20 protein-coding genes are annotated in these 21,187 nt (G+C 47.5%); 5 read left to right on the forward strand and 15 right to left on the reverse strand.

From position 1 onward, the window contains the following. Positions 1 to 129 precede the first annotated feature (129 nt). Entirely contained in the window at positions 130 to 1,143 is a 1,014-nt protein-coding gene (locus BLW33_RS04160; RefSeq protein WP_410173250.1) for a dihydroxyacetone kinase subunit DhaK, read from the reverse strand. Between the two features lie 84 nt (positions 1,144 to 1,227). Continuing rightward, positions 1,228 to 1,629 (reverse strand): dihydroxyacetone kinase phosphoryl donor subunit DhaM, encoded by a 402-nt coding sequence (gene dhaM / locus BLW33_RS04165; RefSeq protein ID WP_090305507.1) that lies wholly within the window; start codon positions 1,627 to 1,629, stop codon positions 1,228 to 1,230. A 274-nt stretch (positions 1,630 to 1,903) separates the two neighbouring features. On the opposite strand from dhaM, the gene BLW33_RS04170 reads away from it, so the two are divergent. The 5 genes from BLW33_RS04170 (at position 1,904) to BLW33_RS04190 (ending at position 6,098) form a co-directional block, all read left to right on the forward strand. Next, a complete protein-coding gene (locus BLW33_RS04170) occupies positions 1,904 to 2,356 on the forward strand; it encodes an RpiB/LacA/LacB family sugar-phosphate isomerase (protein ID WP_090244751.1) in 453 nt (150 codons plus the stop codon). 104 nt (positions 2,357 to 2,460) lie between these two features. After that, complete coding sequence (locus BLW33_RS04175) at positions 2,461 to 3,246, forward strand: triose-phosphate isomerase (RefSeq protein ID WP_090305509.1); 786 nt, start codon at positions 2,461 to 2,463, stop codon at positions 3,244 to 3,246. Between the two features lie 88 nt (positions 3,247 to 3,334). Beyond that, complete coding sequence (locus tag BLW33_RS04180; protein ID WP_207647803.1) at positions 3,335 to 4,417, forward strand: linear amide C-N hydrolase; 1,083 nt, start codon at positions 3,335 to 3,337, stop codon at positions 4,415 to 4,417. Positions 4,418 to 4,461: 44 nt separating this feature from the next. Beyond that, positions 4,462 to 5,397, forward strand: coding sequence for a DUF3089 domain-containing protein (locus tag BLW33_RS04185; RefSeq protein WP_090305516.1), 936 nt, complete (start codon positions 4,462 to 4,464; stop codon positions 5,395 to 5,397). Next, entirely contained in the window at positions 5,394 to 6,098 is a 705-nt protein-coding gene (locus BLW33_RS04190) for a GntR family transcriptional regulator (protein ID WP_090305519.1), read from the forward strand. The genes BLW33_RS04185 and BLW33_RS04190 overlap by 4 nt, the downstream gene beginning before the upstream one ends. Before the next feature lie 26 nt (positions 6,099 to 6,124). Here BLW33_RS04190 and BLW33_RS04195 read toward each other — a convergent pair whose 3' ends face one another. The 13 genes from BLW33_RS04195 to BLW33_RS04255 form a co-directional block, all read right to left on the reverse strand. Continuing rightward, positions 6,125 to 7,660, reverse strand: coding sequence for a BCCT family transporter (locus tag BLW33_RS04195; protein ID WP_207647804.1), 1,536 nt, complete (start codon positions 7,658 to 7,660; stop codon positions 6,125 to 6,127). A 72-nt stretch (positions 7,661 to 7,732) separates the two neighbouring features. Beyond that, complete coding sequence (locus BLW33_RS04200; RefSeq protein ID WP_090305524.1) at positions 7,733 to 9,139, reverse strand: trimethylamine methyltransferase family protein; 1,407 nt, start codon at positions 9,137 to 9,139, stop codon at positions 7,733 to 7,735. Between the two features lie 36 nt (positions 9,140 to 9,175). Beyond that, positions 9,176 to 10,465, reverse strand: coding sequence for an MFS transporter (locus tag BLW33_RS04205; RefSeq protein WP_090305526.1), 1,290 nt, complete (start codon positions 10,463 to 10,465; stop codon positions 9,176 to 9,178). Positions 10,466 to 10,671: 206 nt separating this feature from the next. Beyond that, positions 10,672 to 11,355, reverse strand: coding sequence for a GntR family transcriptional regulator (locus tag BLW33_RS04210; RefSeq protein ID WP_090305528.1), 684 nt, complete (start codon positions 11,353 to 11,355; stop codon positions 10,672 to 10,674). 11 nt (positions 11,356 to 11,366) lie between these two features. Further along, complete coding sequence (locus BLW33_RS04215) at positions 11,367 to 12,092, reverse strand: GntR family transcriptional regulator (protein WP_090305531.1); 726 nt, start codon at positions 12,090 to 12,092, stop codon at positions 11,367 to 11,369. Then, on the reverse strand, positions 12,079 to 12,723 hold the full coding sequence (locus tag BLW33_RS04220) for a cobalamin B12-binding domain-containing protein (protein ID WP_176966622.1): 645 nt from the start codon (positions 12,721 to 12,723) through the stop codon (positions 12,079 to 12,081). The genes BLW33_RS04215 and BLW33_RS04220 overlap by 14 nt, the downstream gene beginning before the upstream one ends. Positions 12,724 to 12,886: 163 nt before the next feature. After that, positions 12,887 to 13,822: a CobW family GTP-binding protein gene (locus BLW33_RS04225; RefSeq protein WP_090305538.1), complete on the reverse strand. Its 936-nt coding sequence runs from the start codon at positions 13,820 to 13,822 to the stop codon at positions 12,887 to 12,889. A 76-nt stretch (positions 13,823 to 13,898) separates the two neighbouring features. Further along, entirely contained in the window at positions 13,899 to 15,254 is a 1,356-nt protein-coding gene (locus BLW33_RS04230; protein ID WP_090305541.1) for a uroporphyrinogen decarboxylase family protein, read from the reverse strand. Between the two features lie 28 nt (positions 15,255 to 15,282). Further along, complete coding sequence (locus BLW33_RS04235) at positions 15,283 to 16,140, reverse strand: DMT family transporter (protein WP_090305544.1); 858 nt, start codon at positions 16,138 to 16,140, stop codon at positions 15,283 to 15,285. A 94-nt stretch (positions 16,141 to 16,234) separates the two neighbouring features. After that, a complete protein-coding gene (locus BLW33_RS04240; protein ID WP_090305547.1) occupies positions 16,235 to 16,858 on the reverse strand; it encodes a cobalamin-dependent protein in 624 nt (207 codons plus the stop codon). Between the two features lie 20 nt (positions 16,859 to 16,878). Beyond that, positions 16,879 to 17,730 carry a 3-methyl-2-oxobutanoate hydroxymethyltransferase gene (gene panB, locus BLW33_RS04245; RefSeq protein WP_090305550.1) on the reverse strand — a complete coding sequence of 284 codons (852 nt, stop codon included), beginning with the start codon at positions 17,728 to 17,730 and terminating at the stop codon, positions 16,879 to 16,881. Positions 17,731 to 17,753: 23 nt separating this feature from the next. Next, positions 17,754 to 18,971, reverse strand: coding sequence for an NAD/NADP octopine/nopaline dehydrogenase family protein (locus BLW33_RS04250; RefSeq protein WP_090305553.1), 1,218 nt, complete (start codon positions 18,969 to 18,971; stop codon positions 17,754 to 17,756). 395 nt (positions 18,972 to 19,366) lie between these two features. Beyond that, a complete protein-coding gene (locus tag BLW33_RS04255) occupies positions 19,367 to 21,088 on the reverse strand; it encodes a BCCT family transporter (RefSeq protein ID WP_090305555.1) in 1,722 nt (573 codons plus the stop codon). Positions 21,089 to 21,187 lie beyond the last annotated feature (99 nt).

The following is a 21,187-nucleotide window of genomic DNA, read 5'->3' on the forward strand; positions in this document are numbered from 1 at the left end:
CGCAGTGCACATTCGCTCCGCCTTCGACTACGCTCATTTAGGGCTATGCCCTATATTTTAACGGCCAAAATGACCGTGGGAAGAGTAAACTCTTCTCCACGGTCATTTCACCATTTAAAACACGCGACTTTAGACTTGTGTAAAGTATGGTGCGTCGCAGGGATAGTCGAGCAATTCTTTCATTTCGTCATCCAGTTTAACCAAGGTAACGGACATGCCTGCCATATCCATGGAAGCTGCAAAGGGACCGACTAAGCCCTTGTAGATTTTGATGCCCTTTTCTTCCAGGATCTGAGCCACACGGCGGAAACAGATGTGGAGATCTAAGAGTGGTGTTGCGCCAAGGCTGTTAACCAGGACGTAAACTTCATCCCCATTTTCATAGGGCAGATCAGCCAGGATGGGTGCCATGATTTCGTCAATGACAGCATCTGCGGGTTCAATCTTCCCACGGCGTACACCGGGTTCACCGTGAATCCCCATACCGATTTCCATATCGCCATCTTCCATTTCGAAAATGGGGCCACCCTTTGAAGGCAGGGTAGCGGAGCTCATGGCCACACCCATGGTCCGAGTCACATCATTACATTTTTCGGCAGCAGCAACGACTTCGTCTAAATCTTTACCCATGGCAGCGGCAGCAGCAGCGGCCTTAAAGACGAAGAAATCCCCGGCAATCCCACGACGGTCCGGAATGTTTTCTGAAGAAATAACATCATCGGTTACCAGCACGGTTTCTACCCGGATATCGTCTTCTTCATCGGCTTTTTCAGCGCCCATGTCAAAGTTCATGACATCGCCAGCGTAGTTACCATACATGAAGATGACACCCTTACCGTTGTCTACCGCACGGGCAGAAGCATAGCAGGGGTCCGGAGAGGGTGAAGTGTTGATATTTCCGATGACAGCCGCATCGGCAAAGCCTTCCCCAACGTAACCTAAGAACAGCGGTTCATGGCCGGAGCCACCACCGATAACCACACCAACTTTATCCTTGGTACCGGCATCTTTGGCCAAGATGACACGGCCCTGTGCTTCGTCACTGTCGTCCATTTTGACATAGCCAGCATGGGCCGCACAATAACCTTCCAGCATTTCCTCTACAACATCATACGGGTCGTTGATCAAACGTTTCATAACCATGATATTACTTCCTCCTGAATTTATTATTTTAACGGACCGCCATTGCCATCCGATTAAAAGCCTATTATATCTTCTAATTATAAATTATGCCTTATGGAGTTCTCTTGCCTGGGCGGATACCGCCTTTATTTCTTCTGTATCATCGGTAATGCTTGCCTGGACGGTTCCTGCGAAACAGCCTTCCACTAAAGGGCAATCCACGATGTGGACTTTTTCGGCTAAATCTTCGTCGTCAATCATATCCATGGCCGTTTCTGTACTAATGATGGAACTTCCCATATCACAGTACACCAGGATGCTTTTACATGCCTCCATCGACTCGATGGCTTCTAAAATCCGCAGGGTATTGGTTCCAATACGCCCGTCACCAGTTCCACCTGCCGCCTGGATTACAACCTGATCATTGGCCATTTCAGCCACTAATTCTGCAACACCGGCTGCTAATTGTTCACTGTGGGATACAATGATAATTCCCGTTTTTGCCATTCTGTCCTCCTAATGATTTTGTGCCTTTAGGATAACGTATTTTTATGAATTTGAAAATAGCGAATTTCTGAAATTAAGTAAAAGTAATCCCAATAAGATTCTAACTGTATCATAGCACGTTCCCCGACCCTCAAAGTGTATTTTTTTACCCAACACCGATAAAATTCTGAAAACTCAATATTGAACATAATTTCTGCTTCCCTTATGCTTGAAAATGTGTCATAATTAACTCATAAAAATCGCATAACTTATGTGAATCGAGGAGGAACCCATTATGAGAATCTGCATTGATTGTGATGATGCTGCTTTTGATTTCAAGGATGCTATTTACGCACACCTAAAAGAAGAGGGCTTCGATATTACCGATTTAAAATATTCTGAAACCCATGACTGTGACTATCCTGACATTGCCTTTAACCTGGCTGAAAAGATTAGCGACGGATCCTATGACCGTGGTTTTCTGATCTGCGGCACGGGCTTAGGCGTTGCCATGATGGCCAACAAGGTCCCTGGTGTATTCGCCGGAACTTGTTCTGACTGCTTTGCTGCTGAACGTCTGGCCAAGAGCAATGACGCCAATGTCCTCACCATGGGTGCACGCTGCATCGGTGTTGAACTGGGCAAAATGATTGCGGACGCCTGGATGAATAGCGAATTTGCTGGCGGCGGATCCACCCGTAAGGTTGAACGGATGCGTGAGCTGGAAGCGAAATACATGAAGAAATAGGGCCTTTGCGTCCTGACCATTGAGGCCATTTTGGTGCGAGTCTGCACCAAGTGGCCTTTATTGCTATTTTATTCCCCAGATTAAGATTAAGAAAAGGAACCATCATGAATAAATTTTTACTCGGTACCAATTGGAAAATGAATAAAACCACGGCGGAAGGACTGGCCTATACAAAGGGGCTGACCGCCATTATTCCCAAGCACCCGGCCTTTGATTTCTTCATCATCCCGCCCTATGTGCAGCTTTGGAAGCAGCGGGAGGCCATTGATCACGCCCATTCCCCCCTGATGCTAGGTGCCCAGAATGTCCATTATGAGGATGCCGGACAGTTTACGGGTGAAATTTCCCCCGTCCAACTAAAGGAAATCGGCATCAATATTTTGGAAATCGGCCACTGCGAACGGCGGAAATATTTTAACGAGACGGACTATACCGTCAATCTAAAGACCCTGGCTGCCTTGCGCCATGGCTTTACCCCCCTGGTCTGCATTGGCGACTCCATGCAGGAAAAGGAATTTGGCGTTTCTGCCGAAACCCTGGCCAAATCCCTTAAAATTGCCCTTCACGGGGTCTCCGCCGAGGATGCCCCCAAGGTATGGGTTGCCTACGAGCCCTATTGGGCCATTGGTGTCGAGGGGATTCCTGCAGAACCTGAGGTCGTGGCTGAGATTCACACAGCCCTTCGTGGGGTCCTGGTTGAACTTTATGGCGAACGCATCGGGCACACCATCCCTCTGCTCTTTGGCGGCAGTGTCAATTTAGATAATGCCGTGCCCTATGCCAAATGCCAGGATGTGGACGGGCTGTTCATTGGCCGCAGTGCCTGGCAAACTGACACCTTTGAAGCCATCATGAATGCCCTGGAGGCCGCTGGCATTTCTGGAAAATAGTCAGCCTGCAATTTCTGAAATCTTTCAATTTTTGTTGAGGTCATTGCCCCATTGATGATATACTGCCATTATGAAACCAATGAAACAGATGACAAAAACTAAAAAATGGTGGGTTGGTATTCCCATCGTCCTGGGGATTTTCCTCATGGCCATCCTTACGCTGGAGGGGCGGACAATCAGCACCCTTTCCTCCCTCCGGCAAATTTCAGGAACGTCAAGCGGCGAGGATGCTCTGTACACCATGGATTATACCAGCAGTTATCGCCTTTCCAATATTCTGGAATCTGGAGCCACCGCACCGGAGGACCTGGCCAGCGCCATTAATCATCAACTTTTTCTCGGCCTCAATACCGCCTTCAGCCTGCCGGCCCTTTCAGCCGGTGGGGCCGCCTTTGATGCCGAGGCCTCCCCAGATACCCATGTCATGGGGCAGCGGATCGAATCCCTAACCCAGAACTATCTTCTCGCCCGCAATTATAACGGGACGGCTACCAGTGCCCTGCTCATCCGAAGCACACCCCGGTCCGGCTATGCCTCCCTGGCCATGTCAAGCCTTCCGGGCAACCTTTTAAAGACTGCAAGCTATGCCCGACTCCTTGCCGCGCCTCTGCTTTCCACAGACGGTGTCAATGATCAGGGCCTCTCCGTTGCGGCCATTCGCCTCAGTGATCCTCCTACCCAAGAAAAAAATGACTTGCTTCCCATTACCACTACCCTGGCTGTCCGCATGATGCTAGACCAATGCGCCACAGTCCAGGAGGCCGTTGTCCTCCTGGGCAATTACGATATGACCGCACCCGGGGATCATGGCTACGCCTTTCTGATTGCTGATAAAACCGGGGATTCGACGGTGGTTGAATATCCTAAGAACAAAATGGCCACGGTGAGCAGTACCATTGCCACCGATCGTTACCAATCCAAGGGTGCCGTGACCAAGGGTCCCGGGGATCATGCTGCTAAAACCTTCAAGACCATCCAATCGGCCATTGCCGCAACTAAAAAGACCGTCTCCCAAAAGGAGGCCTTTACTATTCTGAAAAAAACAGCTGTTACCAAGGGGGATGAGGCCACACGATGGTCTGTGGTCTACGACCTGTACAGCAGCAGCGCCAGTGTTGTTTTTTATCAAAACTGGGACCATCCCTATACGTTGACCCTCACTGAAAATTGACAAAACCTGAAAACTGGAGGAACCCGAACGTGTCACAAAATAGAATGACTGATTATCGTAATGCCCATCATTGGATGGAAATTCCTCGAACCATCGACCATCCGGTGGATATTTTCTATCTCTATCCCACCGCTTATTTTAAAACCGGCCGTGCCCCCCTCATCTGTGATGTGGACCACCCCGCCATGCGGGTCCGGGCCACGGAGCACCTTGCCTACAAAGGCTCAGCTTTTCAGACCGTTGGTAATTATTTCGTTCCCTTTTACCGCCAGGCTTGTATTGAATGTCTGCTGAGTGACGATCAAACCATTTTTGGGGAGTTCATCGATAAAACCTGCACCGATATCCAAAATGCCTTTACTTATTATATGGAAAACTTAAATGGCGGCCGCCCCTTTATTTTAGCCGGTCATTCCCAGGGGGCACTTTTAGGGGGAATGCTGCTGTCCACGGCCTTTCGGCAGCATCCGGAGTATCTGGATCAAATGGTGGCGGCTTATATTATCGGCTTTGGCATCACCCCAGAATATCTCACGGCTAATCCCCACCTCCATTTTGCCCAAGGAGCCCGGGATACAGGTGTCATTATCTCCTACAATACCGAAGCCCCGGGTGTCACCGGACAGAACATCACCCTCCCAAAGGGCTCCATTGCCATTAACCCCATTACCTGGTCCCGGAGCACAGACTATGCGCCTGCCTGCCTCAGCCAGGGCTCCCACCTGGTCCTTCGGGATAGTACCGGTCGGCTTCTCTCCGTAACGGACCGCCCCCATTACGCTGATGCCCAAATCGATCCCGACCGGGGGGTGGTCCTTTGTACCACCGCGGATGTGGCTGATTTTCGTATTGTTGGTGCGGAGCATTTCTTTCCCGAGGGGGTTCTCCACAATGGCGATTATTCCCTATACTACTATGATCTGCGTAAAAATGCCCAGGACCGGGTGACGGCCTGGTTTGAGAAAGGAGGGTTAGGATGAGCATCCCAGAGCATTTGAAAATTATTGAGACCCTGAAAAGCATGATTCGCTCCCAGGAACTGCAGGCGGGATCTATCCTGCCATCTGAAAGCTATCTCTGTCAGCATTTCCATCTTGATCCCAAAAGCCTCCACCAAGGGCTCCTGACCCTAATTGATGAAGGCTATATCTACAATATCCCCGGGAAAGGGTATTTTGTTCATGAGCCACGCATTGATGTCTATGAGCTGGTGTTTAATGAAATGAATTTAAATGGTCTCAACGATACCGATTCCCAGATCATTGGCGTGGATATTATCCGATCAACACCCGATATTCAGACCCATTTAAAAACACCAGACGAGCAACGTGTCATTAAAATCCAGCGGCTATTAAGACAAGAAGGGTCCCCCATCGCTTTAGATGTTAAATATATTCCCTATCATCGGGGTCTCCCCATTATCGAACAGGAAATCCGCTACGCCACCTTCCCCAAAATGGTGGCCATTCACGGCTCACTTTCTGCCATTAAGCGTAAATTATCCATTCGTGCCATTCCCGCCAACACCTCAATCCTCAAACATCTTAACTTGCCCATGGGCATGCCGATTCTCTCTGTAGAGCAGACCCTCATGGATGAATCCGACAAGGTGATTGGCTGGGGAACGGTCTACATGGCAGGGCATGAAGCACATCTGGATGCCGTCTCCAGCTTTAAATAAAGGCGACACCAGTGCTCCCTTTCCCCTCACTTTTTAGAGGGCGTCTCCCGGTGTTCCTTAAGCCAGCGGTATAACAATATCGTCATTGCAATCACTAGAATGGCCGAGGGGAGACCCACGACGATGACAAATGTCTGAAGAGCCTGAATCCCCCCGCCGAGTTTCAGCACTGCCACCCCCAGAACCGCAATGGCAATAGACCAGGAAAGCCGATTCCATCGGGCGGGTTGGCTATTATCCGTCATTTCCCGGGAGGCAATGCACCCCATGGTAAAGGCACAGGAATCGACACAGGTGGCCAGAAACACAAAATACAGTAAGATAACCCCGATCATAATGAGGTTCTTAAAGGGTAATTGATCTAACATGGCTAAAACGGCGTAGTCACTTCCCTGTTCCATATTTATTTTTGCTAAATCGACAACGCCAGAATGCTGTAATTTCAGGGCATAGTTTCCCAAAACACAAAAAATGGTCATTGTGCCTGCTGAACCAGCTCCCATAATTCCAAAAATCAATTCACGGATTGTCCGACCTTTTGACACCCTGGCGATGAAAATCGCCATGAAGGGAACAGAGGCGACCCACCAACTCCAATAGAAAACCGTCCAATCCTGGGCAAAGGTCCCCCCTCCAAAAACATCGCTGTAGCTATTCATGCGAATAAAATGAGTCGCCAGCGTCCCAAATTCCTCCACGGATGCCGATAAAATGTAGCGCGGACCCCCCGCCAAAAAAATCAGCAGAATCACTGCTATGAGCAAATACATATTAATATCGCTGAGAATCTTTATTCCCTTATCCAATCCACGGTACACGCTGATTGAGAAAATAAACATCCAGATCATCAGGACCAGCATTTGGAGCTCGGTGGTATTGGGCAATCCGGTCAGTTTACAAATTAATACCGTCAATAGAGGAACCCCTAATCCCAGTGCTGGCGCAAAAGTACAAAATGTCGCAAAAATGGTTGCAATATCAATGCCCTTCCCCACTGCCCCGAAGGCCGCCCGTTCACCAATGAGCTCCGACATTACCCCGGAAATCTTAAGATTTTTTCGGCGCAGCACCAGAAAATAATACGAAACCACCAGTCCCGAAAGGGCATAAAAGGACCAGGCAACCGGTCCCCAATGAAATAATCCATAGGGGATGGCAATATTAAAGGCCTCCAGGGAATAGGGCGCGTACCCAAAGGGTGGGGATGCTATGTAGTTGAGGGGCTCACAGACCGACCATAGGATTGCAGATGATCCAATGGCTGAAAAGAAAATCATCGATAGCCAGCTATAGAAGCTATAGGCCGGTTTTTCCCCATCTCCACCAAGGCGAATATGTCCAAAACGGCTGCCCCCTACAAAGACACAGATGACAAATACCCCCAACCCAAAAATCAAGAAAAACCAATCAAATTTTTTAATAACGAAATTTCTGAGAATGGACGATACGCCAAGCGCTTCATCAGGAAACACGAGACAAGCCACGGATACCAGCACCATCAGTAACAGAGCACCTACAAAAATTGTCTTGTCAATGGGGATTTTGTTCTTTTTTGAATCCATATCCATCCTTCCATCCTTTAATTCATAACGTAAAGACGGGCGTGCGCACCGCCCACCCGTCTTCATTTTCCTTTATTTGATTAAATATTTCTCAATTACCTTCATTTGTTCTGGTGTTTTTTCAGGTTCCACATAAGATGCCAGCCGTTCTGCAACCTTGGCTGACGCCTTCTCTTTAACGGATTTCTTATCCTCCGTCTGCCATGTATTGTAATCCACTTTGACAAAAAGATCCGGGACATAGTGCTCTTTTCGATATTCCTTTGGGGTTCTCCCTGCCATAAAGTTTCCCCTTGGCCCGACCTTACTGATTTCCTTAGTATAATCCTTCTCATAGTCAATGGCAATGCCTTCACCCATTCGTTTGAGCATTTTAATGAGCTGTTCATCCGCCACATATTTTTCCAGAGAACTCACATTAAAGCCACTGAGCATCCCACAGCTAAAGAAAATTAAATCGGTATCGCTGAGGAAGCCGCTCATAAGATTCAGGGTTGATTCAACCCCAGCCTGATAATCCACATCGATGGCATCCGTTAAGGCCCCCGATGTTCGGAATGGCATTTTATAGTATTTTGCCATTGCCGCACTTGCTAAAGAAATAAGTGCGGTTTCTGTATTGCCCAAAGCCATGGAAACCGCCCTTAAATTCGTAGAGGTTGACGTATTCCCATAAAAGACTGGTAACCCCGGGCGAATCAACTGAATCAAAACCGTTACCGCCAGTAACTCTGCATTATTCTGTATAATAGTTCCAAGAACAGATGCCGGGCTGGTAAGCACTGGCAATGAGCAGGTGGCCAGCTGCATGGGCTGATTTAATTCACAATAAGCAAATAGCGCATCCAAGCTATCTTTAACCCAGGCCAACGGGGAAATGGGACTAATACATCCCACTGCAACATAGCGGTCCTGTACTCCTGTAAAATTTTGAATCATTTGGACCACATTGGTTGCCACTGTCCCAGAATCATGGAGCTTCGTCGCCAGTGCTGTTAATGAAATTGGCAGTGTCGTATAATTTAATAATGTCGCCGCCATGTTGTAAGAACGTTCTTCCCGGGGTACATCATAGGTATCACACAGCAGTAAATGGGTCATGTCAATACAATCACTGGTTTGCACCAGCTTACAGATATCGATATAATCGTGCATCTCAGCAAAGCGGAACTTCCCATCCTCCATGACATAGGGCGGACTACCCGCCGTTGCCATCGTCCGGCTGCCATCACCCATATGGTAAAGGGTCCTGTCGGGTCTCAGAATATCAAAGGCTGCACTGACTGTCGATAGCCCTTTATTGATCAATTCATCTGTGAAATGGACGGTATAGCCATCCACCGTCGCCCCATTCTGTTTAAAAATCTCAATGGCCCGGTCATCCTCAAACACACACCCGGTTTCCTTTAAAAGCTTCACTGATTGTTCATGGATGAAATCAACATCCTTGGCCTTTAAAAAAAGTTTTTCCAATTCCATATTATCTCTCCTCCGATTCTTATATCCTATTGACTATTAAGCCTGAATTTCTTCCACATCTGTTTGAAGGGATGCCCGGATTTTTTTGTTGTAAAGAAGTACCAGCAAGGCACACCCCATGGATAGGATTGCACTAATGCCCAGGGCAATAAATATATACGTGTACGCTTGATTCCCATAGGTGTCAAGCCATTTTCCAGCAATTGGCGAAACAAACATATCCGGTAAAAATCCAATTAATGATAAAATACCTGAAGCCGACCCAAAGATGGCTGCGGGAACTTTCGTCTCTGTAAAAAGAGAAGATTCTACCCCATAGGCCCCACTCATAAAGAAGGAAAGAAGCATAATCAGGATAATCGCAGGAATCATGAATCCAGCCATTTGGGGTGCCAGTACAATGACAAACAGGCAAATTGCCGTAATCGCCATGCACAATACAATGGTCTTTGCCGGCGATTTAATCTTCGTTGCCAAAGCACCGATAACGGGCGAAGAAAAGAGGGACGTTCCGTACATCCTGATATTCCCCATCAACGCAGCCATGGTGACACTGGCGCCAAATACCGCTTGAACATAAGGCACCGTATAGCTTAAGGATGTATAAACCGTGTAGGTAAAGAACATACATAACGTCGTCAGCCATACCCCCGGATGCTTTACAGCGGCTACCAGCTCAGATAAATCAAATGTCTTCTTTTTCTTAATAATTTCATCCTTAAATTTAGGGATGAGCAGAAACGATGCAATGGCAAAAGCGATATTCAGACCAGCATAAAACATCAAAACCATATTGAAGCCGGAAGCTGGATCACTAAAGCAGTTGAAAATCCACATCGAAATGAAATTCACAACCAATCCCAACACACCAACGATACCATAACTGATGCCAATATTTCTGGAATAAGTATTATCGGTACTGACTAAGCGAATCCCCTTATACCGGACCCCCCAATAAATGAAGGTTGTACAAATTCCCATAAGTAGGAAAATGACCTTCAATGTTTCATAGCTTGGCAATGTCGCATACCAAAATGTCAAAATAGCAGAAAGTCCAAACCCGGCTGTCGCCAAATACTTGATTCGTATTTTATCTGCTAAAATTCCCCCAGGAAGATATGAAATCATGGCCGTTGTCCCATAAAGCCCATAGAGCACCCCCAACTGTTCATTATTTAGGGCAAGACTCTGTAAAACCGGCTCATAAAACACATATCGGACTAAAAAAGTCAGAAATACCACCACTGCACCAGAACTAATAATCCCAATCACCGCGTCTCGGGTGAAACCACTGATACTTTCATTGGTTACTTCATTTTTATTCATTTTTTCTCTCCATAGAAATTGACAATACTTTGATCCGGATCATTTGTCATATTCAAGTATATAACAACTATAGCATGTGTAACCGTTTCTATCAAGTGAATAACCTATTTTTATATATAACAGAATATATATATGTATATACCAATCATGGCTTACCCTTTTTTCCCTACACCTAAAAAAGATGCCCATGGGACACCTTTTAATCATCAATATTTCATTTTCAACTGGATTTCCTCACAGGGCACATAGGTCTCGGATACCCCGACCAACTGTCCATTCTCCGTCCGATAAGTTTGCTTGAATTCAAACACACCATCATCTGCACCAAGGAATAAAATATCACGAACTGGTGTATTATCGGTCATCATCGTCATTTCCAGCTCTTTATGGATATCATAGTTCCCTAAAACTAAATTCAAAAGCTCTAAAAAACGTTCTGGACTGCGAATGAGTAAATCACTGCGGGCATTGTGGATGATATACTTCTTATCAATCCCAATGGGCATATCACAATCATAAAGTATCCGGGTAATCCGAAGACACCGAGTATGCTCCGGCACCTCTAAGCCAAAACGTTTTTTAATATCTGCACCGTTGGTCTCGTTGATTTCCTCAAGACGGATCTCCGTCACATGATCAATCCCTTTAATTTCATGGAAAATCATGGTGTAAGCCTTATGCGTCCCAGAGCTTACAAAAAACCCTTTTCGATCCACCACATAAACATAGCCCTGTTCCTCAAGGATTGCCAAACTTTTTTTGACCGTAACCGGTGTCGTCGTGTAAATCTTAGAAAACTCCCTTAGTGATGGCAGCTGTTCTTCCGGTTTATAAATCCCACTTTCAATTTTTGATTGAATATCATTTAAAATAAACTCGTAGGTTTTCATGGCCCGCCCCCTTATATAATTGACTTGCCATGAAGGCTGCAGAGATCACTCTCTACATACAACTTACCGTAACCCAGGGGGATATCATCAGAATCATAAACCTTCTGCTCAAAAAGCATCATAAATTTCTGTTTCTCAGTCGTCTTTTCTGTCATTTCTTCAAAATACCCACGAACCGCTGCATCCGTCTTAACTCCAGTAATGGAAATTTCCTCCCAATATCCAAAACCATAGTTCTCTCCAAAGATAATACTGACCATATCCCGATAACTAAAGCTATCCTCTTTGATATTCATTCCTGGAAAATAGGGGATGTATTTCTCATCCAACGCCACAGGCCGATCATTCTTAAAAAGCATGGAACGGATACACACAATTTTTGTTTGAGGTGCGGTCTGTAAATGATAGACTAATTCGATGGTTGGAGCCATGATTTTGGCATGAATCAGCTTGGCGTGGGTGTACCCGCCCTGGATAATTTCTTCAATTTTAAAGCCGATTTCAAATTTATTCAGAGAATACTCCCGCACATAGGTACCCTTTCCTGGCGAAGACATCAGATATCCCTCTCCAACAAGCACCTCGATGGCCTTACGGACGGTCATACGGCTAACACCGTACTCCTCACTCAAATTATTTTCTGAGGGCAACAAATCTCCTGGCTTAAAAATCTTACTCAGGATTTTGATTTTAATTGAATCGGCAATCCCCAGATAGCGGGCTTCATTCTTGCTCATCTTTTAACCATCCCTGGCAGATTTCAACCCCTTTAATAGCAGATTTTGTATAGGCATCGGCGCCTACAAAATCACTGACGGTTTTGTTCGCCACACAGCCACCGATGATAATCTTAACCTGATCCCGAATTCCAGCGGCTTTAAAGGCGTCGATAACCTCCTTGATGGAGATGATACAATCTGTCAATACGGCACTTAATCCAATAATTTCGCACTGATAGCGTACAGCGGCATCCACAAAATCCTGGGCCTTCACATCGACACCCAGGTCTTTGACCATGAATCCGCCGGCCTGCATGGCCCCTTTAAAAATTGACTTCCCAATATCATGGATATCACCTTCCACTGTGCCCAGCAGCATGGTTTTCCCAAATTCTTCGGTCTCAATATCATCGTATATATCACACATATTGGTGTATTCTAATACATTTTCGAAAATAATCCCGACAACCATCAAATCAGCAATGGAGTATTCACCGGTCTCATATCGCATTCCCACCTTTTCAAGCCCTTTGTTCAGTGCCATCCAAATATCCTTGGGCGCAGTACCTGCTGCCACGCACCGCTTCACGATTTTCAATACCTTTTCTTCATCCAACTCTTCGATGGCATTGATCAACATTTCAAGCATGTCCATTCTCCTCTTCCTTAAACATTATGATAACAGCACAGGCCCTTTGTCACTTTAAAAAACACCTTGTCGCCTGTTCTATACATGTTTTGAAAAATTATATCACAGAATGGTTTGAAATGGATCAAAAAATTTACCTTATCGCGCCGCTTCTAATCATTCTTTATGGACTGGCTGGTTCCAAATCCATTTTATAGACGGGTAAACAATGCTCCCAGGCCCCAATGATTCGGCTGATGATCGATACGCCAATAGCTGAGATAATTACCAACTCATTTTCCTCCACGCTTGTCGGCCATGGCGTGCTCTGGATTTCTTTCCTGACTGCGCTAATTGCCATATTCCCCTGCTCTGTCACCAGAAATCCTTTGATTCTAAAGGTATCTGGTGCGATTGCCCTGAGAAAATTTTCCAAGCCTTCTAAGGGTAAAGGTATGGATTCTACCTTTAAAACGATGGTCTTCGGACGGCTTTCCCAGGTATTGGTGGTTTCCGCCTCCGCCGCCAGTGTCTGTTTGAAATTTTTCAAAAAAACAGTGGGGTCCAGCCGGCAATAGGTCGTCTGGATACAGGGCATCTCCGGATGGATGGCTTGAATTTCCGCTTTGATATATTCGAGAACGGCCTCGGTCTGCTGATCACATTTATTAATGATGGCCAGATCTGAATGGACAATCTGACGCTGAATAGCCGGTAATACTTCATACTGATCAAAAAATCCCAGGGCATCCACCAGGCAAACCGCGCCATTATAATCATAGGATTGCCCCGATACCTTAGAGACGGTCTCAAGAATGGTTTGAATATTGGAGGGATCTGAAATACCAGAGGATTCAACAAAAACAATTTCCAAATCCTGGTTGAGCAAGTCAATGAGGCCCTGTATGAAATCCTGCTTCAGGCAGGCACAGAATACAGACCCATTGGTCAGGGAAACCATCTGGGAATCTTTCCTTTGAATCATCCGACTGTCAATATCGATGGCCCCCAATTCATTCATCAAAATACCCACGCGCATTCCTTGGGTTTCTGTTAAAAGCATGTTTAACAGTGTCGTCTTCCCAGCTCCTAAAAATCCTGTCAACAGCACCAGCTTCATGGCTTTCTCCCTTCTGCTTCAAAGGCCCGGAGGTTTCCCCCGGGCCTTTTTTATTCCTGTAATCTCATTTTTTTTCCTATTTCAGCAGTGCCTCAATGGCCCCGCAGATTTCTTCCTTACTGGGGATGATGGAGGACCATTTCAGCTCCCCATTAATATAAACCGAAGGTAAGTGGGCCACACCCATCTTCTGGGTTCTGGCGATGTCCTCTTTGATGCAGTATTTATACACGGCAATATCGATGGCATCCCCAAATTCGTCCTTGGCCAGCTGTACGGCCCGTTCCATGTAGGTGCAGGCGGCGCATTGCACGGGGTCTAAGGTAAAGGCTTCGATAAAGGGCCGCTTAAGATGCTCATAGTCCGGCAGCTCAACATCCCCAAAGGTATCCACGGCTTCGTAGTTTTTAACCATTTCCCGGGCTTCTTCGGGGTGCTTAATGGCCTGGGCACAGGCGATGGTGTTTTCCATGGGGACCGCATAGGGCATATCACACCCCGGGCTGACGATGAGGTTATGGTGATCGATGGAATCCAGCATTTCGACAATGTATTTCATGTTATCCTGCTGGGTTCCATAGTACATCACCGTGGTCAGGGGTATGTTGCCGCAGATGGTGATATTGTACTCATCCGTTACTTTTTTGGCTTCGACGATATTGACATTTTCGTCCACGGAGACGCCGTCGGGACCGGTCTGGCACATGACATTAATCTGATTGGTGGCATCCCCGCAGACAAAGAAGCAGCTCAGTGCCCCCTTACTGCGAATAAAGTCGTAGACCACCTTGTAGGATTCCAGGAAAAGCTTTTTCTGCATCCGGGGGGAAACCTGGCTGACCAGAGGGTCCACCACCGCGATGACGTCCATTCCGGCTTCGATATAGTAGGATGACATGGCGTTACAGACCTCGACGCAGAAAGCAAAGAGCCCTTTGGCGTATTCCGCATTGGCGATCATATCCGTGAAGAACTCACTCCCTCTAAGGTGAGAGGCCAGAGTCAAGGGCCCGCAGATGAGCCCGTACAGGGCAATGTCCTCTCCAACGGATGCCTTCATGCGTCCCATGACATCTAAGATCATGGGGATACGGCCATCGGTCTTCTTTGGAATTCGGCAGCTGCAGGGAATCGTCAGCTCTTCCCCCGCTAGGGGATGGCTCATGACAGAGGGGGGGTTATCCTCTGCCCATAGCAGGTCACAGCCCAATATTTCCGCTTCCACCTGCAGGTCGAACATGATTGGCATGCCATCGGGCATGTACAGCTTGGCCACCTCCATGAGGGATTCGTACAGCTTATCCCCCTCGGTGAGCAGCTCCTTGGCCGTGTAGCCCTTAAGGGTTCCGGCGTGTACCCCGGCAAAGGGCACCCATGGCACTTCACTCGTCGCTTCGTGCCGCAGTGTTTGCTTGATTAATTCCTTACCCATTATGTCTCCTCCATAAATTGTAAAAATACTATGCCTTCTCCCGAGTCACCAGGATAACGGCCCCCAACATAAGGACCGAGCCAACAACGGTGAAGCCCGTCCAGGCTTCCCCAAAGATCAGGATTCCCAGGACCAGGGAAACCACTGCCTCAAAGGCAATAATCAGTGATGTCCGGGTTGATCCGATGGATTTGGTGGCATAGGCCACCACCACCAGCACAAAGACGGTAATCAGCCCCATGACCATGCCCACCCCCCAGGCGGTGGGTGTCAGGGCCATAAAGTGCTCCACCCCCGTGCCCCATCCCTGGATTAAGAACAGGGGCCAGGAAATCCCAGCTAAATAGAAGGTGATGACCATATTATCCAGCTGGCAGACACAGCTTTTCTGAATGCCCACCAGGTAGATGCCGTAGGTCAGCCCGGCCCCAAGGGCCAGCACGCTGCCAATATTAAATACCGAAAAATCAAAACCCATAAGAGCGGCGATGCCCAGAATGGCCAGGGCCAAAGCGACCAGCTTCCGGCCCGTTGGCTTTTCCCGGAACACCAGGGTCATGATCAGCATGGTGAACAGGGGGTAGGTAAAATACAGCATGGTCGCCATGCCCACCGGCAAAAAATTCAAGGCTGCCGCCAGCAGATAGCAGGCCCCGGCATAACCGAACACCGTTAATAACACCAGGGTAACAAACTGCCGGCCCGTAATGCGAAGTCCCTGTCCTCTGAGCATCAGACCGATTCCAGCAAATAAGAATACCCCAAGATAACGCACCACCATCACCTCAACATCGGTCACCCCGTGGTTCATCATCACCTTGGTAAAAACCGGCAGCAGGCCTGCTGTCAATGCCGCGGAAACCGCCGCCCAAATCCCCTTTGACACCCACTGACCTCCCCTTTTTAAAAAGCCCTCCCATCGGAATGCTCCGAAATCAGAGGGCTATGATTCATCTTTTTGCATCAAACCGCTAGGGGGACTAGCCGACTAATTCCTTGGCATTTTCAACAGCAGCAGAAGCATCTGCGGCGTAAACAGCCCCAATCTTTTCGCTGAAGATGGTGGATACCGGTGCGCCGCCAATGAGGTACTGCGCGTCAACTCCGGCGTCTTTACAGGCCGCCACAACCTTGTCCATCATCTGCATGGTGGTAGTCAGCATGGCAGACATGGCCACGATATCCGCGTTGTTATCCACAGCCGCTGCCACGAAATCCTCGGGGGAAGCATCCACACCGACATCCACAATCTTAAAGCCAGCGCTTTCTAACATCATCACGACCAGGTTCTTCCCAATATCGTGGAGGTCACCCTTCACCGTCCCAATGACAATGGTCCCCAGGGTCGGCATATCCGTATCGGCAATGAGGGGCTTGACGATGTCCATCCCAGCATTCATGGCCCGAGCCGCCATGAGCACTTCCGGAACGTACATTTCCCCATTTTTAAACTCTTCGCCGACGATGTTCATCCCCGCCAGCAGACCATCGTTGATGATGGATACCGGATCGACCTTCTCTTCCAATGCCTTATTAACGGCATTTTGAACGGCTTCTTCATTGCCATCGACAACAAATTCACCCAATTGATTTAAATCAGCCATAGTATTACCCCTTTCAAACCTTACTTTTTCAGTGCTGCCTGTAGTGCCGAAACCTCTTCTTCGGACATGGTATAGGCGTGCTTATCGTTGTTGGGGAAGTTCCCATTTCGGACTTCCTCAGTGTAGGTAGTGAATCCCTTTAACAATTCAGCGCCAACATTGGCGTATTTTTCAACAAACTTCGGTGTGAAATCATCGTAGTAGCCCACCATATCCGCATAGATAATGAGCTGTCCATCGGTGTAGCTCCCTGCGCCGATGCCATAAACCGGAATGGTCAGTTCATCGACGATGGCCTGGCCAACGGCTGCTGGCACGCCTTCCACCAGGATAAAAGCAGCTCCGGCGGCTTCAATGCGTTTGGCCTGATCGATGAGGGCCAAGGCGGCGTCAGCATTCTTGCCCTGGGCACGGTAGCCGCCCATTTGTGCGGCAAACTGGGGGGTCAGTCCAATATGGCCCATGACCAGAATCCCCACTTCTGAAATCGCATGGATGCGGTCACAGACGCTGTCGGTGCCCCCTTCAAGCTTGATGGCATCGCAGTCGGCTTCCTTCACGAAACGGCCGGCATTCATAACGGCTTCTTCATTGGAAACCTGGTAGGACATGAAGGGCATATCCCCTACTACAAAGGTGTTGGGGGCTCCCCGGCGTACGGACTGAGCGTGAGAAATCATATCGTCCATGGTGACGGGGTAGGTGGTATCGTAACCCAGGGAAACCATTCCCAGGGAATCCCCTACCAGGATCATATCGACCCCGGCCCGTTCTTCGTATTTTGCGGTTAAATAATCGTAGCCGGTGATGTAGACGACCTTTTCGCCTGCGGCCTTCATTTCTCTTAATTTGATGATGCTTTTTCTTGCCATTGATCTGCTCCTTTTATGTAAACTTAGTTTAATTCACCGGTTCTGAGGTAGGTGTTCAAGTCTTCCTTGGACATACCGTCGATGCCGAGATATTCTAAGGTATACCCATTTTCAGTAAGGTTTTTGCCATGGATGGCGTTTGCCAGGTAAATCATGGAGTCCACCACTGGGGTGTCGACGCCAAAGATATCACCTAACTGCTGGTATACGTAGCAGCCTACCGGAATATCTTCAGTGATGTAGCGATTGTTCATGTCGAAGGGGCCGGTGCCGTACTGGATGGGATCCTGCTTGTCGAAGGGAATGAGGTAGTCAAGACCCATGTATTCCTGACCTAAAACATTTTCCCGGGAGAAGAAGTGTTCCTTTTCATAGGGCTGGATGCCAACACCCAGGGTATCGGCCAGGGTGCATTCTTCCTGATAGAAGGTGTACTGAACCTGGGAGATGGAGGGGCAGTACGCGTGGGAGTAAATGGAGAATTTGTATTTGTCTTCCCCAAAGATGGTCCCAAAGTTTTCCATGGTGGATACACCAAGAATGGCACCAGGGCAGTGGAGCACCGGGTTAACATTAGAGAAGCCGGTATCCAGTACAGTATCCCCAGCCACTGCGCCGTCGCCGAAGGTTACGGCGTCCATGGAGGGCAGGTATTTGGAGCTTTCGATGAAGGCTTCGGTGTCACAGGCGGGCATTGCGGCTCCACGAAGGGTGATGGCCCGGTAGTAGACCCGGATCTTATGGGTGATGACACCACCAGGCATTTCCACACGGCTGCCGTAGGTCGAGCTGGACCAGCCCCCGATGATAACCTTAGCGGTACAGCCCGCTTCACGCATCATCTTGCGCAGGAGCAGGGTTCCGTAGTTATCCGGGAAAATGTGGATGACCTGACCATCTTCCAGACAGGGAATCAGCTTTTCAAAGAAGGGCTTGTGTCCGAAGGTGGGGGTGGCCACGACGATAATCCCAGCACCCTTCACGGCTTCTGCCACATCCGTGGTGACCTTATCCATTTTTGCGAAGCCTTCCCGTTCAAAGCCGTAGAGGTTCACCTGATCGCCGTAGAATTTAATCCCGACGCGTTCAACATTGGCCAGGGTCTTTTTAGCAAAGGGTTCCATATCACAAATACGAACCTTTGCACCACCTAAGGCACAGTCTCCTGCGATGGCCTTGCCGACGGCACCAGCCCCTAACACTGCAATTGGTTTGTCCTTCAAATAACTCATGTCTGCCATTATTTTCGTTCTCCTTTGATCATAAAAGATTAATTTAACTTCTTGGCTGTATATAAAGCAAGGACCGTGCCAATTCTAAGCAGTTACGCTAAAAGAGTGGATATATCCCTTTAGAGGCCATTTTCAAGGTCTTCCGTTCCATGGGTTAAATTCTACAAAGCGGAATATCCGCCCATTTTTTTGCAGACCTTAGGACAAATTCTTTGAAAGCCCCTTCCAAGCAGGATCAGGCGTTTTTTCCTACGCCTTTCCCTGCACATCTTTTTGCATCTGCCAATTTAATTGTCACCTTATACGGTACTCAAATCCAAAACCTCATAAAAAATACCGCTATCTTCTTTTTTTATGAAGATAGCGGTATTTTTATAGCCTAGGCTTCAGCCTGTTTTTTTCAGCTAATGGGACTCATCATCCTGACCAGCAGCCTTTTCCTTCTTGGCCTTTTGTTCTCTTTCATAGCGGCGCTCTGCTTCGCTTTTTTGAAAATCGAACCATTTCTTTTTGTCTTTTCCGGATGCTATTTCTTCTTGGGCCTCTTTTTCAGACATCACCAGCTGACGTTCCAAATCATCAGCATAGGTAATCTCATCATTTTTATTCTTCCCTTTGAGGAAATAACGCAGGAATCCGATAATCATGGCAATCTGGATAAACAAAATTGGGAAACCAGCAATGGTTTTGACGATTTTGATCCCTTCAATCCCACCACTACAAACGAAGAGTACGGACACGGCCCCAATCAAGACACCCCAGAATACTTTAATGGCTAAGGGGGCTTCTTTTACATCTGAGGTTTGGTTCTTTAAAGACATCTGGGAAATTGTCGATGTCATGGAATCCGCCAAGGTAATGAAGGAGAGTGAGATCAATACCAGCATGATGACTCGGATAATATCTGTACCTGGAAGGAACTCGAAAAGCTTCATCATAAACGCTTCTGCACCACTCTCATTGTAGAATGCCATTAAATCGAAGGCACCCGTCAACTGGATATTCAGGGCAAAACCACCAAAAATTGAGAACCAAATCATTCCAAATACAGAGGGCAGGACAACGTTGACGGTAATAAATTCCCGAATGGTCCGCCCATAGGACATTTTAACCAGGAACAATCCAACGATGGGTCCAAAAGCCATCCAGTCGGTCATCCAATACAGATCCCACCATTGGGGCCACATCTCTGAATCGCTAATGGCAGTAACCACAGGTTCTGTGAATGTCGTCAGGGAAATTATATTGTTAATGTAGTAACCGGATGCTTCTGTGAAGAGATTACAGATATATTGCATTGGCCCACAGCAAAATACAAATATCATCAATATGATAAAGATCCATGCATTTTTATCGGAAAGCCATTGGATTCCTTTATCCAGTCCCGTGGCACTGGAAATTGTATAGGATATAATGATAAGCACCGCAATAATTGTCCACACCATTGGGCCGGATTCAATACTCGGGATAACAAAATTCAACCCCGCACCGATTTGCATTAATCCATAACCCAAGGATCCGGCAACCCCGCCGACGATACCAAATAGGATGATCCCATCCAAAACATCATTGAGCTTGCTATTAAGATTCTTCCCATTATTCCAATAAACTAACCCTGAACTTGTGGCATAATCCTTGCCCATGTTCCAATAGGCGTATCCACAGCAAATGGCCGCCACTGCATAAATGGAATAGGGTTGGAAAGCCCAATGCTGGAAAGATTTTGCCATTGCCCATATAATGGCCTCATAGCTTCCGGGTTCTAACCCCATGGATGTCGGTGGTGCAAAGGAAATGGTAAGGGGTTCCACTGCCCCCCAAAAAACAATCCCTGTTCCAATTCCAGCACAAAGGGAAATGGCCCACCAGTTCCAGGTGCTATACTTCGGTAATGCCTTAGGTCCGCCAAACTTTGTTTTTCCAATGGGATGGATATAAAGGAAAACCAAAAAACCCAGGAACAGAACAATCCCGAGGGCCACGAGCCAGCCCCCTCCCCCCATCAAAGCCAAAAAGAAATCTGTCATAATCGTAATAAAATCAGGGTTTATAACCCCCATGACTAATACGAACCCCATGATGACCAACGGAATCGCAATCGGAATATAACGCAGTTTCTTTGACATATTCGCTCCTCTACTTTCTTATTTCCAGCACCCTCTCTCCAAGAAGAATTGCCAGATGTGTTTGTTCTTTATTAAAAGCAATTTCTATGCCAACGCGTC

The organism is Eubacterium aggregans, assembly GCF_900107815.1.
Lineage (GTDB): Bacteria > Bacillota > Clostridia > Eubacteriales > Eubacteriaceae > Eubacterium_O > Eubacterium_O aggregans.

Excerpts from the sequence above, each read along its gene's own strand:
- BLW33_RS04160 (WP_410173250.1), bottom strand. The coding sequence starts at position 1,143 with ATGGTTATGAAACGTTTGATCAACGACCCGTATGATGTTGTAGAGGAA.
- dhaM (WP_090305507.1), bottom strand. The coding sequence starts at position 1,629 with ATGGCAAAAACGGGAATTATCATTGTATCCCACAGTGAACAATTAGCA.
- BLW33_RS04170 (WP_090244751.1), top strand. The coding sequence starts at position 1,904 with ATGAGAATCTGCATTGATTGTGATGATGCTGCTTTTGATTTCAAGGAT.
- BLW33_RS04175 (WP_090305509.1), top strand. The coding sequence starts at position 2,461 with ATGAATAAATTTTTACTCGGTACCAATTGGAAAATGAATAAAACCACG.
- BLW33_RS04180 (WP_207647803.1), top strand. The coding sequence starts at position 3,335 with ATGACAAAAACTAAAAAATGGTGGGTTGGTATTCCCATCGTCCTGGGG.
- BLW33_RS04185 (WP_090305516.1), top strand. The coding sequence starts at position 4,462 with ATGACTGATTATCGTAATGCCCATCATTGGATGGAAATTCCTCGAACC.
- BLW33_RS04190 (WP_090305519.1), top strand. The coding sequence starts at position 5,394 with ATGAGCATCCCAGAGCATTTGAAAATTATTGAGACCCTGAAAAGCATG.
- BLW33_RS04195 (WP_207647804.1), bottom strand. The coding sequence starts at position 7,660 with ATGGATTCAAAAAAGAACAAAATCCCCATTGACAAGACAATTTTTGTA.
- BLW33_RS04200 (WP_090305524.1), bottom strand. The coding sequence starts at position 9,139 with ATGGAATTGGAAAAACTTTTTTTAAAGGCCAAGGATGTTGATTTCATC.
- BLW33_RS04205 (WP_090305526.1), bottom strand. The coding sequence starts at position 10,465 with ATGAATAAAAATGAAGTAACCAATGAAAGTATCAGTGGTTTCACCCGA.
- BLW33_RS04210 (WP_090305528.1), bottom strand. The coding sequence starts at position 11,355 with ATGAAAACCTACGAGTTTATTTTAAATGATATTCAATCAAAAATTGAA.
- BLW33_RS04215 (WP_090305531.1), bottom strand. The coding sequence starts at position 12,092 with ATGAGCAAGAATGAAGCCCGCTATCTGGGGATTGCCGATTCAATTAAA.
- BLW33_RS04220 (WP_176966622.1), bottom strand. The coding sequence starts at position 12,723 with ATGCTTGAAATGTTGATCAATGCCATCGAAGAGTTGGATGAAGAAAAG.
- BLW33_RS04225 (WP_090305538.1), bottom strand. The coding sequence starts at position 13,822 with ATGAAGCTGGTGCTGTTGACAGGATTTTTAGGAGCTGGGAAGACGACA.
- BLW33_RS04230 (WP_090305541.1), bottom strand. The coding sequence starts at position 15,254 with ATGGGTAAGGAATTAATCAAGCAAACACTGCGGCACGAAGCGACGAGT.
- BLW33_RS04240 (WP_090305547.1), bottom strand. The coding sequence starts at position 16,858 with ATGGCTGATTTAAATCAATTGGGTGAATTTGTTGTCGATGGCAATGAA.
- panB (WP_090305550.1), bottom strand. The coding sequence starts at position 17,730 with ATGGCAAGAAAAAGCATCATCAAATTAAGAGAAATGAAGGCCGCAGGC.
- BLW33_RS04250 (WP_090305553.1), bottom strand. The coding sequence starts at position 18,971 with ATGGCAGACATGAGTTATTTGAAGGACAAACCAATTGCAGTGTTAGGG.
- BLW33_RS04255 (WP_090305555.1), bottom strand. The coding sequence starts at position 21,088 with ATGTCAAAGAAACTGCGTTATATTCCGATTGCGATTCCGTTGGTCATC.